The organism is Streptomyces sp. NPDC102441 (genome assembly GCF_044765585.1).
GTDB lineage: Bacteria > Actinomycetota > Actinomycetes > Streptomycetales > Streptomycetaceae > Streptomyces.
Window position 1 is genome coordinate 123,873 of the sequence record NZ_JBIWKH010000014.1, and the last position, 12,298, is coordinate 136,170.

A 12,298-nucleotide genomic window follows, 5' to 3' on the forward strand; every position below is an offset into this window, starting at 1 on the left:
GAGCGCCCGCCGCGGAATGAGCTGCGGGCATGCTCTGGCTCATTCCGCCAGGGGTTCCGAAGGTGTTCGCTACAGCGTTCCCATCCCGAGGTCCTCCTCGAAGTAACTGTCGTGCCGCACACGGAACTCCTTGAGTTCTGCGCTGCTCCGCTGAGACATCTCCGCGACCCTTTCGAAGTACTCCTCGCGCGGGGCGCCCGGGGAGAAGAGCATGAGCATCGACATGGGCTCGTCCGTCACGTTCTTGAACGCGTGCAGGCCGCCCACCGGTACGTACAGGAAGTCACCGGTGCGGCCCGTCACCCACTTTTCGCCGTTGTAGAGCTCCAGTTCCCCGGAGAGGACGTAGAAGGACTCCGACATCGCCTTGTGGAAGTGGGTCTTGGCGCCGGCGGACCGTGCTGCCAGATCCACCTTGTACAGGCCGAATTCACCGCCGGTCGACTCGTGCGTGGCGAGGTAGTGGGTGGCCCCGCCGCCGGTCGAGGTGAGGTCCGGCGGGGTGTCAGCGGTGCGGAAGGACGCGTTCACCTCGCCCCTGTCCCCCTGGTAGCGGGGCTCGGGGTACTGCAGGTGCTCCTGGTACGACATCGTGCGCTCCCTGTCGTTGAGGTACACCTGCATCGTGGCCTTCACCGATGCGCCCGGCATCGGACGCAAGCATGATTGTGGGTAGCCCTTCGTCCGGGACCTTGGGCCTAGTACTCCAGCCGGACCGGCTGGAGTACTAGGCCGGGGTGGCGCGGCCGACGGCGCCGAAGTTCATCGCGCCGAGCGCGAGAGAGCTGACCCGCACGCCGGTGTGGCCAAAGTGCGGTGCCGCATGACGGTGTCCCTTCGTTGCGGGCAGGGCCTGTGGGGGCAGCTCATGGCCTGGCCACGGGCCCCTGCTCTGACATCACGAGCAAGCGGAACATTGCTCCGCTCACGATACAGAGCACTGTTCCGCTTGCTGAAGCCCGGCACTGGGATTGGCGCGGTGAACGACAGCGACGGAAACCAGAGGCACCCGGCCCAGCCCAGGCGCAAGGACACCCAGCGCGGTCAGCGGGCCCTGCTGGACGCGACCGCCGCGGTCTTCGTCGCCTCGGGCGTGAAAACGCCGGCACGCGACATCGCGGACCGGGCCGGCGTCGGGATGGGCGCGATCCACACGCCCACGAGGTGCAGCCCGCCGCCTCGCCGGCATCGCGGTGGAGCACGGGGGCCGGCTCATCGTGCTGAGCGCCCAGCAGGCCCCGTACGACGGACTGGCCGAGGAAACCGTCCGCAACCCCATCGGAACTGGGGGCGCGCTGGTCCACGGCGGCGACCAGCGCGTCACGGCTGGTGTGACATCAGGTCGCGGACATGCCCGCGTCGATCTTGTGCTCTGCGCCCGTGATGTAGGAGGACTCGTCGGACGCCAGGAACAGCACCAGAGACGACACCTCATCCGCGTCCGCGAGTCGGCCGAGAGAGATCTGCGCCAGCGCGTCACCGCCCCCCTCGTCGGTCGCCTCCACCATCATCGGGGTGTTGATGAAGCCCGGGTGTACGGAGTTCACGCGAATGTTGTCGCGCCCGTACTCCTGCGCGGTCGCCTTCGTCATCCCTCGGCTGGCGAACTTGCTGGCGACGTAGGCGAGGCTCGGGAATCCGTAGTTCGCACGCAGCCCTGCGAGCGACGAAATATTGACGATCGATCCGATGCCCGCGCGCTGCATCGACGGGATGACCGCCTTCATCCCCAGGAACTGGGAGTGCTGGTTGATGGCGCACACCCTGAGGTAGTCGTCCTCTTCGAGGTCCGCCGTCTTGGCGATCGGCCCCAGAGTGCCCGCGTTGTTCACGAGCACGGTGACATCGCCGAACGCCGCCTCGGTCTCCTCTACGGCACGCTTCCAATCGTCGGACTTCGTGACGTCCTGCACCGTGTACCGCGCGTTGTCGCCGAGCTCGTCGGCGAGCTCACGGATGGCGGCCTCGTTGACGTCTGTGAGGGTGACTTTCGCCCCCTCCTTGATGAAGCGGCGGGCGTGCGAAGCGCCCATACCGCGGCCCGCTCCAGTGATGATCGCGACCTTGTCGTCCAGACGGCCCATGAGAGGACTCCTTCGTCCCTACGGGGAATCCGCATTTCGGAACCCAGTCCCAAAAATACACCTCGCCCCTCCGCGCCTCGAGTCAGCCCCGCGGCAGGCCGTCGAGCACCGCCTGGAAGGCGTCGGTGACCGGACCCAGCGCTCGATCCAGCTCGTCGATGTCGACCGCCTCGTCCCCCACGGCCCAGCCCCTGAGTACCGCGACATACGCCGCCTGTACGGCGCCGCCGATCGCGGCCGGGACGGGAGCGCCCACATCGAGTCCGGTGCGCTCCGCGGCATACCGGCTCACCGTTTCGGCCCATACGCGCCAGTGCGCGGCAGCTTCCGCGACAAGCGCGGCGTCCCGGTCCAGCACGCGGAAACGGTCGAGCCACGAGTCCGGCGCCGCCGCCTGGGAAAGGCGCGTCGACTGGACGACCGCCGATCGCACGGCCGCCATGACGGGCACGTCATCGGCGTCACGGAGGGCCGAGCGCAGTCGCTCGACGGCGCGATCGAACTCGCCCCACACGATCCCCGCCTTCGAACCGAAGTAGCGGAACAGTGTCGAGCGCCCCACACCGCTGGCGGTCATGATGGCCTGGAGTGTCGTCGCCTCGTACCCGTCGCGAAGCAGCAGGTCGAAGGCGATCTCCTCAAGCGCTTCGCGGGTCGAGGCCGGCGGTCGCCCGCGGCGAGTAGGGGAAGTGGTCATCGTCCGAGCGTAGAGGAGTATTTTTGGGACGAGGTACCAATATGGATCCGGGTGGCCACTCGCACTGCAACCGGTCACCCACCAGGAGAAAAGCGTCCAAGGAGCAGACAATGCGCGCATGGCAGTTCACCGAAGTCGGGAAGCCCCTCACCCTGAGCGAGGTGCCGAAACCGGTACCGGACGCGGACGAACTCGTCGTGCACGTGCGCGCCGCGGGGCTCTGCCACAGCGACGTCGGGTTCCTCGACGGCACGCTGACGCCGCTGCTCCCGTTCCGCCCGATCACGCTGGGCCACGAGATCGCGGGCGTCGTCTCCGCTGTGGGGACGGGCGTGACTCAGTTCGCCGTGGGCCAGAAGGTCGTCATCCCCGCGGCCATCGAGGGACCGGGAACATCGAAGAACGGCGGGTTCGCGGACGAGGTCGTCGTCCTTGAGCGACTCGTCGTCGCGCTGCCCGACGGGGTGCCGTTCGACCAGGCGGCAGCCGCCACCGACGCAGGTCTCACCTCCTACCACGCGGTCTCGGTGCAGGGGAACGTCTCTGCCGGCTCCCGAGTCGGGATCATCGGCCTCGGTGGGCTCGGCTCGCTCGGCGCGCAGACCGCACTCGCACTCGGCGCGACGCTGTTCGTCGCCGAGAAGAACGAGCGCGTGCACGATTTCGCGCGCTCGCTCGGCGCCGAAAGGGTCGCAAGCGACATCACCGACTTCGCCGGCGAAAACCTCGACGTGGTCATCGACTTCGCCGGGTTCGGTACAACCACCGACGGTGCGATCCATTCCGTCCGCCGGGGCGGACGTGTCGTCCAGGTCGGCCTCGGCCGCGCGCGCGGCGAGATCGACCTTCAGGCACTCACCCTCAACGAGGTCGAGCTCGTCGGCTCGCAGGCCGGGTCGAAGGAGGACTGCGCAGCGGTGCTGGACCTCGTCGCCGAAGGGAAGCTGTCCTCGCGCATCACCGAGATCGGATTCGAGGAGATCGCCGACGCCATCGGCCGGCTGGAGCGCGGCGAAGTCATCGGACGGTTGGTCGCCACGTTCGGATGATCTCCCGTCCGGTCGCGGTCCCTACTGGCGTGATCGCGTTGGGGTTTGGCGTGGAGCGTGAGCGGGGTTCTTGAAGGTTCACACTCTTTCGTCGACGCACGGCTCGCGCGGTTGATCTCCGGTTCGCAGGCCATCTGGTGCCAGGACAGCAAGCAGAGCTGGCCGGGGAAGGTGCTGCTGGACGGGTTCAGGTACGGCTCCATCCGATGCGGAGACGAGTCATCCGCGGCAGGCGAAGGCGGAACGCTCACGAGGGAGGACGTTGCCCGTCGCCTGGCGTGGATCGCTCGAAATCCCGCCTATTCTCCTCAGCCATACGGGTTACGTACAGTGACTCCCCCGGTCCAGCGCGTGAACCAGTACAAGCCGATCTGTATCGGCTCCGTGCCTGCCGTGAGGGCAGACGCCCGACCAGGCTGGCTCCCATGCCAACCCCTCGCAGCCAACCCGTCGTCGGGGCCCGTGTGTTCACCCAGCGTTTCTCCGCCACCCGACGCGGAGCCCGCCTCGCGCGCCTGCTTGCCGCGCTTCAGCTCGTCGAGTGGGGGCACCCTCGCGGAACGGGTGACCACGACGCGGTGACGCTCGTCGTGGCCGAGCTCGCCGCGAATGCCGCGCTGCACGGCCGAGTGGCCGGTCGGGACTTCGCCCTGCTTCTTTCGTACGACACATACCGGGGCGTCATCCGTATCGAGGTGTCCGACACTCACCCCGCGCAGCCGGCCCATGTCGCGGCTGCCCTCGACGAGGACCACGGTCGTGGCCTGGTACTCGTCGATGCCCTCACCACCCGCTGGGGCGTACGCGACCGCGTCGGCCCAGGGAAGACGGTCTGGGCGGAGTACGTACTGCCCACGGAACCCTGCACTCCCGCGTGCGGGCAAGCCGCCGCAGAGAACGGGCCTCGCTGCCACGCCGCGCACATGTGAGCCGAGATCCCGGCTCACGGCACCAGCATCCTCCCTGGTCGCAGATGCAGTCGACCACGACACCACTACCCACGATCGGACCGGCATCGGAAACGACGGCCAAAGCGATGCCGTCTGGCGGGAAAGGGCCCTGAACGCCGAGGACGCCCTCAAGGCGGCCCACGGCGAGATCCGCACTCAACGAACCCGGACCGCCCAGCTCATGGGCCAGATCCGGGACCTGGAAACGCAATGGACCGACGAATCCATCGAGCGCATCACCACCGAGAACGCCAGTCTCAAACAGCGGGTCCGCCAACTCGCACAGGACAAGCGAACCCTCGAAGAACGCCTCCAGGCAGCCCGCTCCAACACCCGCTTCCAGGACCGGCGCATCTCACAGCTCGAAGCCCAGCTCCGCGACGCCGGACAGAAACCATGAGCCGACATGACGAACATGCACGCCATGCGAAGTCGCAGGTCAAAGCAGGATAGTCCGTCGAAGCGGTCGGAAAACTGGAGTGCAACCCGAACGGGCGGTGGGCCTGGCTCGAGGCCGCCACCGGCCTGCCCCTCACCCATGCCATCGCCGACCTGCTCGAACAAGGGGAAGAACGACGGTGAACGATTACACCTCTTCCATCCACCACCGGGCCGCCCTCGCCCGCAGGCTCATCGAGGCCGGGGTGCTGCGCAGCGCCCGGTGGGAGGCGGCTGTCCGGGCCGTGCCACGTGAGGCGTTCCTCGGTGGAGGCTGGTTCGAATACGAGGAAGGCGGCTGGTATCGGCCCGCGTTCCTCGACGGAACGGGTGGCGGCCTGGACCGCGTCTACGAGGACGACACGCTCGTGACCCAGGTCGCGGCAGCCGTCGTACCTCGCGAGGTCGAGGGCAGGATCGCCCAGCGCCCCACGTCTTCCTCGACCCTGCCGAGCCTGGTGGTGCGGATGCTGGAGGATCTGGAGGTGACCGAACGGACGAGTGTCCTGGAGATCGGCACCGGAACCGGGTACTCCACCGCCCTGCTGAGCCAGGCGCTCGGCGACGAACGAGTCACCTCGGTCGAGATGGACGCCGACGTATCCTCCCGCGCCGCGGTGGCCCTCGAGAGCCTGGGCCTGCGGCCGGACCTGATCGTCGGCGACGGGCTCGCCGGTCACCATGCCGGAGGAGGCCCGTACGACCGAATCATCGCGACCTGTGGCGTGCACACCGTGCCCGGCGCATGGATCGCCGCGAGCCGGCCGGGCGGAATGATCCTCGCGACGGTGTCGGGGTGGATGGGCGCCTCCGAGCTGGTGCGGCTCACCGTCGGAGCGGACGGGACGGCGAGCGGACCGGTCCTGGGAGGACAGGTCTCGTTCATGCTCGCCCGACCTCACCAGGCGCCTCCGCCAGGGCTGCTACCCGACCTGGACGGCGCCGAGCCGGAGCCGACGGACATCGGAGGGGACATGCTGGACGCGTGGACGCCCCGATTCGTCGCCCAGTTCGCGGCGCCGCGCGCCCAGCGGCTCTGGCTGCCGAGCAACGGGCCAAACGAACAGGTGATCGTGGACATGAAAACGGGCGCCTGGGCGGCGGTGTACGAGGAGTGCGACCGGTGGCTGGTCCGCCAGGGCGGCCATCGGCGGCTGTGGGACACCATCACTGAGGAGTACACCCGCTGGCACGAAGCAGGGCGGCCGTCGGCCGAGCGGATGCGCCTGCATGTCGGACCAGAGGGCCAGCGTCTGGCATGGGCCTGACACCCGCAGGCGTGCTCATGTTCCCGGCGCGGGGCAGCAACCTTGCCCCAGTCGCCGGCTTGGGGCGGGCCTGCAAGACCCGACGCCCTCGAGTTCGGAACGACAGCAGCGCCTGAGGCGCGCGCTTGGCGGATCTCAGCTGTGCGGAGGGGAGGACTTCACTCGATGAAGACCTTCACGGAGTCGGCGCTCCCGCCGTTTCGGTTGACGCCGATGAAGAAGTCGCTCCCAATGTGGGTAACATCTTCGATCTCGTCGGTCAGGTTGTTCCCCGGAATTCCGATATCGCTCTCCACGTCAGCTCCGGACCAGTTGTACTGGTACACTCAGTTCCACCCGGTATCGGGCGTTGAACTGTTGATGGACTTGGTGTTCCAGATGTAGTTCTCGGAGCAGTCAATGCCTTGGTCGGAACGATTGTCGTGACTCGTCAGGTTGCTCTTCACCAGCGTCCATCCGCTCGTCAGCGAACCGGCACCGGGATGGGTCCACAGGTTACCCAAGCGGCGGGCAGCATATTTGCCGGCTCCGTCGGCCGCCGTCGCGCTGTAGCAGAGGCCGCTGATATTGCCGATGGGCAGATGGGCAACCTCGCTTGTGCCAACGGATCCCGATGAGTCCAGGTGGATGATCGTCACATCGGCGCTCGGGTAAGCCGATTGACTCCCCTGGGTGGCAATCAAGGCAGCACCCTGGCCCCGATAGTCCGGATGGTAGGCGAGGTCGTTGCCGTGACCGAGTGCGGGTATGGAGGTCGGCGCCCCAGCGCAGGTCCAGCTGGCACCGTCCCAGGTTGAGCCGTCGCGCAACCATCTGGACAGGACCGGCTCCTCCCCGCCCCCCTTGGTGAAAATAATGTAGAGCTGACCACCCGACCCCGCGACCATGCCTTGCATGACGGTGCGGCCTGCCCTGCATTCACTGCTGTTCGGGATGTTCAGCCGTTCCACCCCGCTCCTGTCCGTAGCGGCGTAGGCGGACGTTGTCGAGACAATGGCGATTCCGGTCAAGAGTGCCAGTACGGACGCGAAACTCAGTAGTTTCTTCACTTGGTGCCTCTCCTTTGTGAATAAGGGGAGGAGGGTAGCATTTGACGTGTACCTTGCATCCGATAAGGCAGCAACCTGCTGCAATCGCATCGGCCCAGATTGCCAGTCAACCTCGCACGCCGGGATCAGCGTTCAAGTTTGAGGGGCCGTCTCCATCGGGAACATGACCCGCTGCCTCACCACGCCGAGCCCGGCCTGGCGCGTCACCCTCGATGCCGTTCTGCACCGCCAGGACGGGACTTCGCCTTGCTCCTGCGCAGATGCGCCGTCGGCCCCGCTGCCCACGCCCGTCCCGGAGTGGGCAGCAGCGCCCTGACCGTGCGGAGGCTCAGTTGGCCGGCAGGGAGATCGTGCCGTAGAGCGTCCAGTGGTCCGAGTGGCCGGAGGTGGCGGAGACCGTGCAACCGGCGAACGGCGCGTTCCGCGGGGCGAAGATGTGGTCGATCTTCATCGTGGGCTCGCCGTCCTTGGCCGGGACAGCCGTCGCACGGCCCGTGCGTGGCCTGTTCACGTCACCGAGCTGTTCGCACTCACGGTACGAGGAGTAGGCGCCCTCAAGAATCGTGTGGCCACCGCTGTCAGCGACCTCCGAGTCCGGTCCCGTCGAGTTGAGGTCGCCACCGAACACGGGCCGGTAGCCCGCGGCCGCCTCCTCGGCGATGCCGATGAGCTGTGCGGCCTGCTTCGTACGGAACTCACCCGACGGGTCGTCGTATCCCTGGCCGGCGCTGAAGTGGGACGTGCAGATGTGAAGTGCCCGCGAGGGCAGATCCGCGCAGAGAGCCGGGCGCTGCTCGGCCTTCTTCGCCTCGCCGGTCCCGCTCCCGCTCCCGGGGATCGAGACGGGGGAATCAAGGGTGTATCCCTTGTAGTAGGTGTTCGATTCGGGTACCGCCAACGCGACCCCGAAGGCCCCCCGGTCGAGCCCGTCCGCCATGGCACATTCCTTCTGGGCCTGGACGCCGTACTGCGCGAGGACTGGCTGCCCGAGTTCCCCCAGGGCGTACGTCGTGGGGGCGAACCGCACGTCCCAGCCGGCTCCGGTCGCGGCTTCCAGAACCTCTTCCACCGGCTTGGCGTGCTTCTCGCAGAACTCCTGGAAGAAGATCACGTCCGGCTTCCTGCCGTCCCCGTCGCCGCCGGGCTGGGGCAGTCGCGCCGCGATCTCCGCGCTCACCTGGTCCTTGCCGGCCAGGTTCTCGTCCCAGCAGTGCGGGTTGTTGTTGGCGCAGACGTTCCAGGTCATGACATGCAGAGACGATGAAGAGACGGAGGCGGGGGCGGGGCTGCCTCCGCTCGTGCCCTGCTGGCCCAACGGGACCAGGGTGAACCGCTCCCAGCTGCCGACCGACGCCGACCGGGCCCTCAGCATGTCCTTGTCGTCACCCTCGGAAGCATGCTCGACGCTGACGTACTGGCCGGTCTCCACCGTCCTCAGCGCGATCTGCATCGGCCCGTCGGATTCCCGGGACACCACCTCGAACTGCTGCCAGCTCCCCAGTACCCCACCCCGGGCCTGCATCATGCCCGTGTAGTTGCCGGTCGCACCGAACTCGGCCGTGGCGAAGAAGCCGGTCACCGCGGAACGCAGCCCGATGTTCTTGCCGGCGTGGTTCGTGTGCAGCGTGAACCGCTCCCACAAGCCCACGTTCTCGGCCTTGGCCGTCATGCGACCGTTGTTGTTCGGATCGGCCGAGACATACAGGCCGTTGCCCTCGGCCCTCAACGCATAGCGCTCACCGGCGGACTTGACCACGCTTCCCGCGTCCGCCGAGATGGTTGCCGCCTGAGCCGTCGCTGCGGGCAACAGCGTGAGTCCCAGGGCCAGTACGGCGGCGGAAACAAGAGTTGACAGTGCTCTTCGCACTTACCCTTCCCCCTCATGTGAGATCAACGTGTACACACCATCAGCATGGGACGAGTTCATCGCACCGAAGGTTGCAGGGAAGGGCCTCCGCATCCCGCATCCGCTACGCCTGGCCGCCGCTGGGTGCGTGGCTCAGGTCCACCACGCAGAAGATGTTGCCGTCCGGGTCGGCGAGTACGACGAAGTCGGGTTCGGGCGGGTACATGTCCCAGGCGACGGTCTGTGCGCCGAGACCGATCAGGCGGCGGACCTCGGTCCGTTGCTCCTCGGCCGTGTCCACGTAGAGGTCCAGGTGGATACGGGGGCGCGGCTCGGGCATGGACGTGCTGAGCATCAGGCCGAGGGCCCGGCCGGAGCCGTAGGTGTGGTGGAGCGTCCGCCATGTCTCGCTCGCCCACTCCTCAGCGGCGACCAGTCTCAACGCCTCGGTCCAGAAAGCGACTGCGCGGGGCATGTCCGTGACACCGATGACAGGAGTTCCGAGTCTCAGCATGGGTGTGAGCTTAGAAGCTCGTGACAGGGTCCTGGGCAGGTCCTGGTCGGACGTGACCGGAGTAGTGGACGACGACTCGTGGGCGCCGCTGATCGAGCCGCTACTGCGATCCCCCTCCAGGGGGGACAGCCGAACAGGCTCGGGGGCTCCGGAAGCAACCCTCACCGGTGCGCGGTGGTCCTACCGGGCGTCGCATTCGGAGGATCAGCCTCTGTCGACGCGTACCGTTAACCGACTGGAAAGAAGTGCAGCCGCATGGAGATCGACCCCGACCTCTGCCTGGACGTTCCGGAGGGCTTCGACGACACCGACGCCGAATCCCAAGTGCACCCCATGGCCCGGAAGCTGTTCTTCGCCACAACTGCTGCCGGGGCCTTCGGGAAGGCTCAGGAGTGGGTGGGGGAACACGACGTCCGCCTGGCGGATGTTTCATGGGATTACATGTTCGACGAGGATGAGCCCTACACGCTGGGCATCTATTTCACGTTCGAGCTGGACGCCGAGGACGCCGAGGACGCCGAGGACGCCTGACAGCGGATGGGGGACCGGTGCTGTCACAGAGCCTTTCGGCCCGGCAGTGGCTGGCCGAGCACGGGGTCAGCGAGGCGGGCGACGGGCAGTGGTCCGATGCCGGGCAGCCCGGCTCGCTGCTGACTCCCGACGAGGTCGCGCACTCCTGGGCCGAGGAGGCGTTCACCGACGGGCGCCTCGACCGTGCTGACCAGACACGGCTGGCCTTCGGCCTGCTGGACCTTCTCGACGAGTACTGGGTCACCTGCGAGATCCGGTTCGCGGACAAGGGGCGAGCAGGGACCGCTGCCTGCTGACGTCCTGTGGGGCGGCTACCGGCCACGGCTGGAGGCGGAAGCGGACGCCCAGGCCGTCACGTACTCCCTGTGGGTCGACTGGTTCGAGGACCGCAGGACCGTCGCGACGGCCTTCGCCGGCGACGGGTCACAAGCCCTGCTCCGCCGGGCCGACCGGGTGCTGGCCTGTTCGCGCCCTGTGCCGTGGGCGGTGAAGGAGCCCGCGTACGCCGCCGCTGTCCGCCTGCCCGGCCTGCACCGCGCACTCTTCCAAGGCCCGCTGGGCAGCTATCACGACGTCTACGGCGATCTCGACCGCAGCTCGGCACTGGCCTTCCTTGACACGGCTTGACCTCCCTGGGGACACCACCCACCTGACGGAGCGTGGATTCGTGAGGCCGTTCGCGAACGTCTGACGCTCTGCGTTCGTCCACTCCTTCGCCCCGCTGACCCACGAATTGGGTGCGGCAGCCGAGGACATCGCCGCCGTCGCCGTCTCTGCCTGAGGTGTCAGGAGTCGGGATGCCCATCCGTCTGGAGCGTCCACGGCCCCTGGGCAGCCTGCCGGGAGGGAGAAGCGGTGCCCTCTCACGTCGGTGGTCCAGTGGTGGCCCGTGCTCGTCGTGAACTCTCGGCTCGCAGGGCCGCGACTTCGACCCGTAGTTCGGTCAACTCCCGGTGCAGTGCCTGGATGGCGACGATGGCCACTCCGTTGGCATCGGTGCAGCAGATCGTCCGGTCGTTCTCACCGACCCCGAACGCTTCCCACCAGTCCTGCGCCATGGGCCCCAGGTGACGTACGTGCGGCGGGTCCCAGTGATACCGCCACGTGCTGACCGGCAGCTGCACCACCTGCTCCAGCACCCGGTAACCGTTGACCGGATCGCTAGCGCGCACCGCACCCGACACGGCATCGGAAGCCAGACCAGCCGCAGAAACACCCTGCCTCAGGCGCATCCTGACCAGGGTCGGCATCAGCATCCTGGCCAAGGACTCTTTCCACCACCGGCAACTCATCGCTCCCAGACCACCGCAGTGACCTCAGTCTTCAACTCACGATCCGAAAAGAGCAGACTGCCCCCACCACCACGGTTCTCAGGGCTGCTCACCGGCAGCTGGACCAGACCGCTGCCCACCCCGCTGCTGTAAGTCGTCACGCCGACCGCCGTGACCTCACGCTCCATATTGATCATCGCGGTGTCGTAAGCGGCGTTACCGGCCGCCAGAATGTTCGTGCTCGCGGCGGCCGGAGCGCACAACACACCCGTACCGGTAGCCGCCGTGGCTGTCAGCACCAGCAAACGGCGGGCAACGCGCTTCGGGGACATCAAGCATCCTTCCGGCCGGAACGCCGAGTGCGCCCGCGACACCCCTAACGGCCTATTGCCCGAAAAGGCACGTAGGTATCCAGACCTCTTCCGCCCCCACGCGAACGCGTCAGAGGCGTCCAACTGCCAGCCGGCGGCCGGGGCGTTCGCGTACGCCGACTTGGAGCCCCGCGTCGGGCCGGTGCCGTCCACGGCCGCCCGTATCCGCGCTCCGGCTCGGGCCGCGCCGGCCTCCACGGCGCACACGGAGATGGTCCAAGTGCCGCTCA

16 protein-coding genes are annotated in these 12,298 nt (G+C 67.6%); 7 read left to right on the plus strand and 9 right to left on the minus strand.

The genetic code is table 11. The features are described from left to right. Positions 1-69: 69 nt before the first annotated feature. The 3 genes from ACIREO_RS28585 to ACIREO_RS28595 all read right to left on the minus strand — a co-directional run bounded on the left by ACIREO_RS28585 (position 70) and on the right by ACIREO_RS28595 (position 2,781). Complete coding sequence (locus ACIREO_RS28585; RefSeq protein WP_404115625.1) at positions 70-591, minus strand: cupin domain-containing protein; 522 nt, start codon at positions 589-591, stop codon at positions 70-72. Between the two features lie 746 nt (positions 592-1,337). Next, on the minus strand, positions 1,338-2,084 hold the full coding sequence (locus ACIREO_RS28590) for an SDR family NAD(P)-dependent oxidoreductase (RefSeq protein WP_404115311.1): 747 nt from the start codon (positions 2,082-2,084) through the stop codon (positions 1,338-1,340). 82 nt (positions 2,085-2,166) lie between these two features. Beyond that, a complete protein-coding gene (locus ACIREO_RS28595) occupies positions 2,167-2,781 on the minus strand; it encodes a TetR family transcriptional regulator (RefSeq protein ID WP_404115313.1) in 615 nt (204 codons plus the stop codon). A 110-nt stretch (positions 2,782-2,891) separates the two neighbouring features. Between ACIREO_RS28595 and ACIREO_RS28600 the strand changes: the two genes are divergently transcribed. The 4 genes from ACIREO_RS28600 (at position 2,892) to tgmC (ending at position 6,486) form a co-directional block, all read left to right on the plus strand. Next, positions 2,892-3,830 carry a zinc-binding dehydrogenase gene (locus ACIREO_RS28600; protein WP_404115315.1) on the plus strand — a complete coding sequence of 313 codons (939 nt, stop codon included), beginning with the start codon at positions 2,892-2,894 and terminating at the stop codon, positions 3,828-3,830. Between the two features lie 425 nt (positions 3,831-4,255). Then, positions 4,256-4,759: an ATP-binding protein gene (locus tag ACIREO_RS28605; RefSeq protein WP_404115317.1), complete on the plus strand. Its 504-nt coding sequence runs from the start codon at positions 4,256-4,258 to the stop codon at positions 4,757-4,759. A 202-nt stretch (positions 4,760-4,961) separates the two neighbouring features. Continuing rightward, positions 4,962-5,180 carry a hypothetical protein gene (locus ACIREO_RS28610; protein ID WP_404115319.1) on the plus strand — a complete coding sequence of 73 codons (219 nt, stop codon included), beginning with the start codon at positions 4,962-4,964 and terminating at the stop codon, positions 5,178-5,180. Positions 5,181-5,358: 178 nt separating this feature from the next. Continuing rightward, a complete protein-coding gene (gene tgmC, locus ACIREO_RS28615) occupies positions 5,359-6,486 on the plus strand; it encodes an ATP-grasp peptide maturase system methyltransferase (RefSeq protein WP_404115321.1) in 1,128 nt (375 codons plus the stop codon). A 158-nt stretch (positions 6,487-6,644) separates the two neighbouring features. Here the strand turns inward: tgmC and ACIREO_RS28620 are convergent, their stop codons facing one another. The 4 genes from ACIREO_RS28620 to ACIREO_RS28635 form a co-directional block, all read right to left on the minus strand. Further along, a complete protein-coding gene (locus ACIREO_RS28620) occupies positions 6,645-6,812 on the minus strand; it encodes a hypothetical protein (protein WP_404115322.1) in 168 nt (55 codons plus the stop codon). Then, the gene (locus ACIREO_RS28625; RefSeq protein ID WP_404115324.1) at positions 6,813-7,535 is read right to left on the minus strand and encodes a hypothetical protein; all 723 of its coding nucleotides are present in this window, start codon (positions 7,533-7,535) and stop codon (positions 6,813-6,815) included. Between the two features lie 328 nt (positions 7,536-7,863). Further along, positions 7,864-9,402: an endonuclease/exonuclease/phosphatase family protein gene (locus ACIREO_RS28630; protein ID WP_404115326.1), complete on the minus strand. Its 1,539-nt coding sequence runs from the start codon at positions 9,400-9,402 to the stop codon at positions 7,864-7,866. A 103-nt stretch (positions 9,403-9,505) separates the two neighbouring features. Continuing rightward, entirely contained in the window at positions 9,506-9,895 is a 390-nt protein-coding gene (locus ACIREO_RS28635; protein ID WP_404115328.1) for a VOC family protein, read from the minus strand. A gap of 255 nt (positions 9,896-10,150) precedes the next feature. Between ACIREO_RS28635 and ACIREO_RS28640 the strand changes: the two genes are divergently transcribed. The 3 genes from ACIREO_RS28640 (at position 10,151) to ACIREO_RS28650 (ending at position 11,053) form a co-directional block, all read left to right on the plus strand. Continuing rightward, complete coding sequence (locus ACIREO_RS28640) at positions 10,151-10,426, plus strand: hypothetical protein (RefSeq protein WP_404115330.1); 276 nt, start codon at positions 10,151-10,153, stop codon at positions 10,424-10,426. 17 nt (positions 10,427-10,443) lie between these two features. Next, positions 10,444-10,722, plus strand: coding sequence for a hypothetical protein (locus ACIREO_RS28645; RefSeq protein WP_404115332.1), 279 nt, complete (start codon positions 10,444-10,446; stop codon positions 10,720-10,722). A 190-nt stretch (positions 10,723-10,912) separates the two neighbouring features. After that, positions 10,913-11,053: a hypothetical protein gene (locus ACIREO_RS28650; protein WP_404115334.1), complete on the plus strand. Its 141-nt coding sequence runs from the start codon at positions 10,913-10,915 to the stop codon at positions 11,051-11,053. 236 nt (positions 11,054-11,289) lie between these two features. Here ACIREO_RS28650 and ACIREO_RS28655 read toward each other — a convergent pair whose 3' ends face one another. Continuing rightward, on the minus strand, positions 11,290-11,682 hold the full coding sequence (locus ACIREO_RS28655) for a tail fiber domain-containing protein (RefSeq protein ID WP_404115336.1): 393 nt from the start codon (positions 11,680-11,682) through the stop codon (positions 11,290-11,292). A 32-nt stretch (positions 11,683-11,714) separates the two neighbouring features. Next, a complete protein-coding gene (locus tag ACIREO_RS28660) occupies positions 11,715-12,029 on the minus strand; it encodes a hypothetical protein (protein ID WP_404115338.1) in 315 nt (104 codons plus the stop codon). Positions 12,030-12,298 lie beyond the last annotated feature (269 nt).

Bases quoted from the DNA above. Each gene is read 5' to 3' on its own strand.
- ACIREO_RS28655 (WP_404115336.1), bottom strand. From the start codon at position 11,682: ATGCTGATGCCGACCCTGGTCAGGATGCGCCTGAGGCAGGGTGTTTCT.
- ACIREO_RS28595 (WP_404115313.1), bottom strand. From the start codon at position 2,781: ATGACCACTTCCCCTACTCGCCGCGGGCGACCGCCGGCCTCGACCCGC.
- ACIREO_RS28640 (WP_404115330.1), top strand. From the start codon at position 10,151: ATGGAGATCGACCCCGACCTCTGCCTGGACGTTCCGGAGGGCTTCGAC.
- ACIREO_RS28605 (WP_404115317.1), top strand. From the start codon at position 4,256: ATGCCAACCCCTCGCAGCCAACCCGTCGTCGGGGCCCGTGTGTTCACC.
- ACIREO_RS28590 (WP_404115311.1), bottom strand. From the start codon at position 2,084: ATGGGCCGTCTGGACGACAAGGTCGCGATCATCACTGGAGCGGGCCGC.
- ACIREO_RS28635 (WP_404115328.1), bottom strand. From the start codon at position 9,895: ATGCTGAGACTCGGAACTCCTGTCATCGGTGTCACGGACATGCCCCGC.
- ACIREO_RS28585 (WP_404115625.1), bottom strand. From the start codon at position 591: ATGTCGTACCAGGAGCACCTGCAGTACCCCGAGCCCCGCTACCAGGGG.
- ACIREO_RS28600 (WP_404115315.1), top strand. From the start codon at position 2,892: ATGCGCGCATGGCAGTTCACCGAAGTCGGGAAGCCCCTCACCCTGAGC.
- ACIREO_RS28660 (WP_404115338.1), bottom strand. From the start codon at position 12,029: ATGTCCCCGAAGCGCGTTGCCCGCCGTTTGCTGGTGCTGACAGCCACG.
- ACIREO_RS28610 (WP_404115319.1), top strand. From the start codon at position 4,962: ATGGGCCAGATCCGGGACCTGGAAACGCAATGGACCGACGAATCCATC.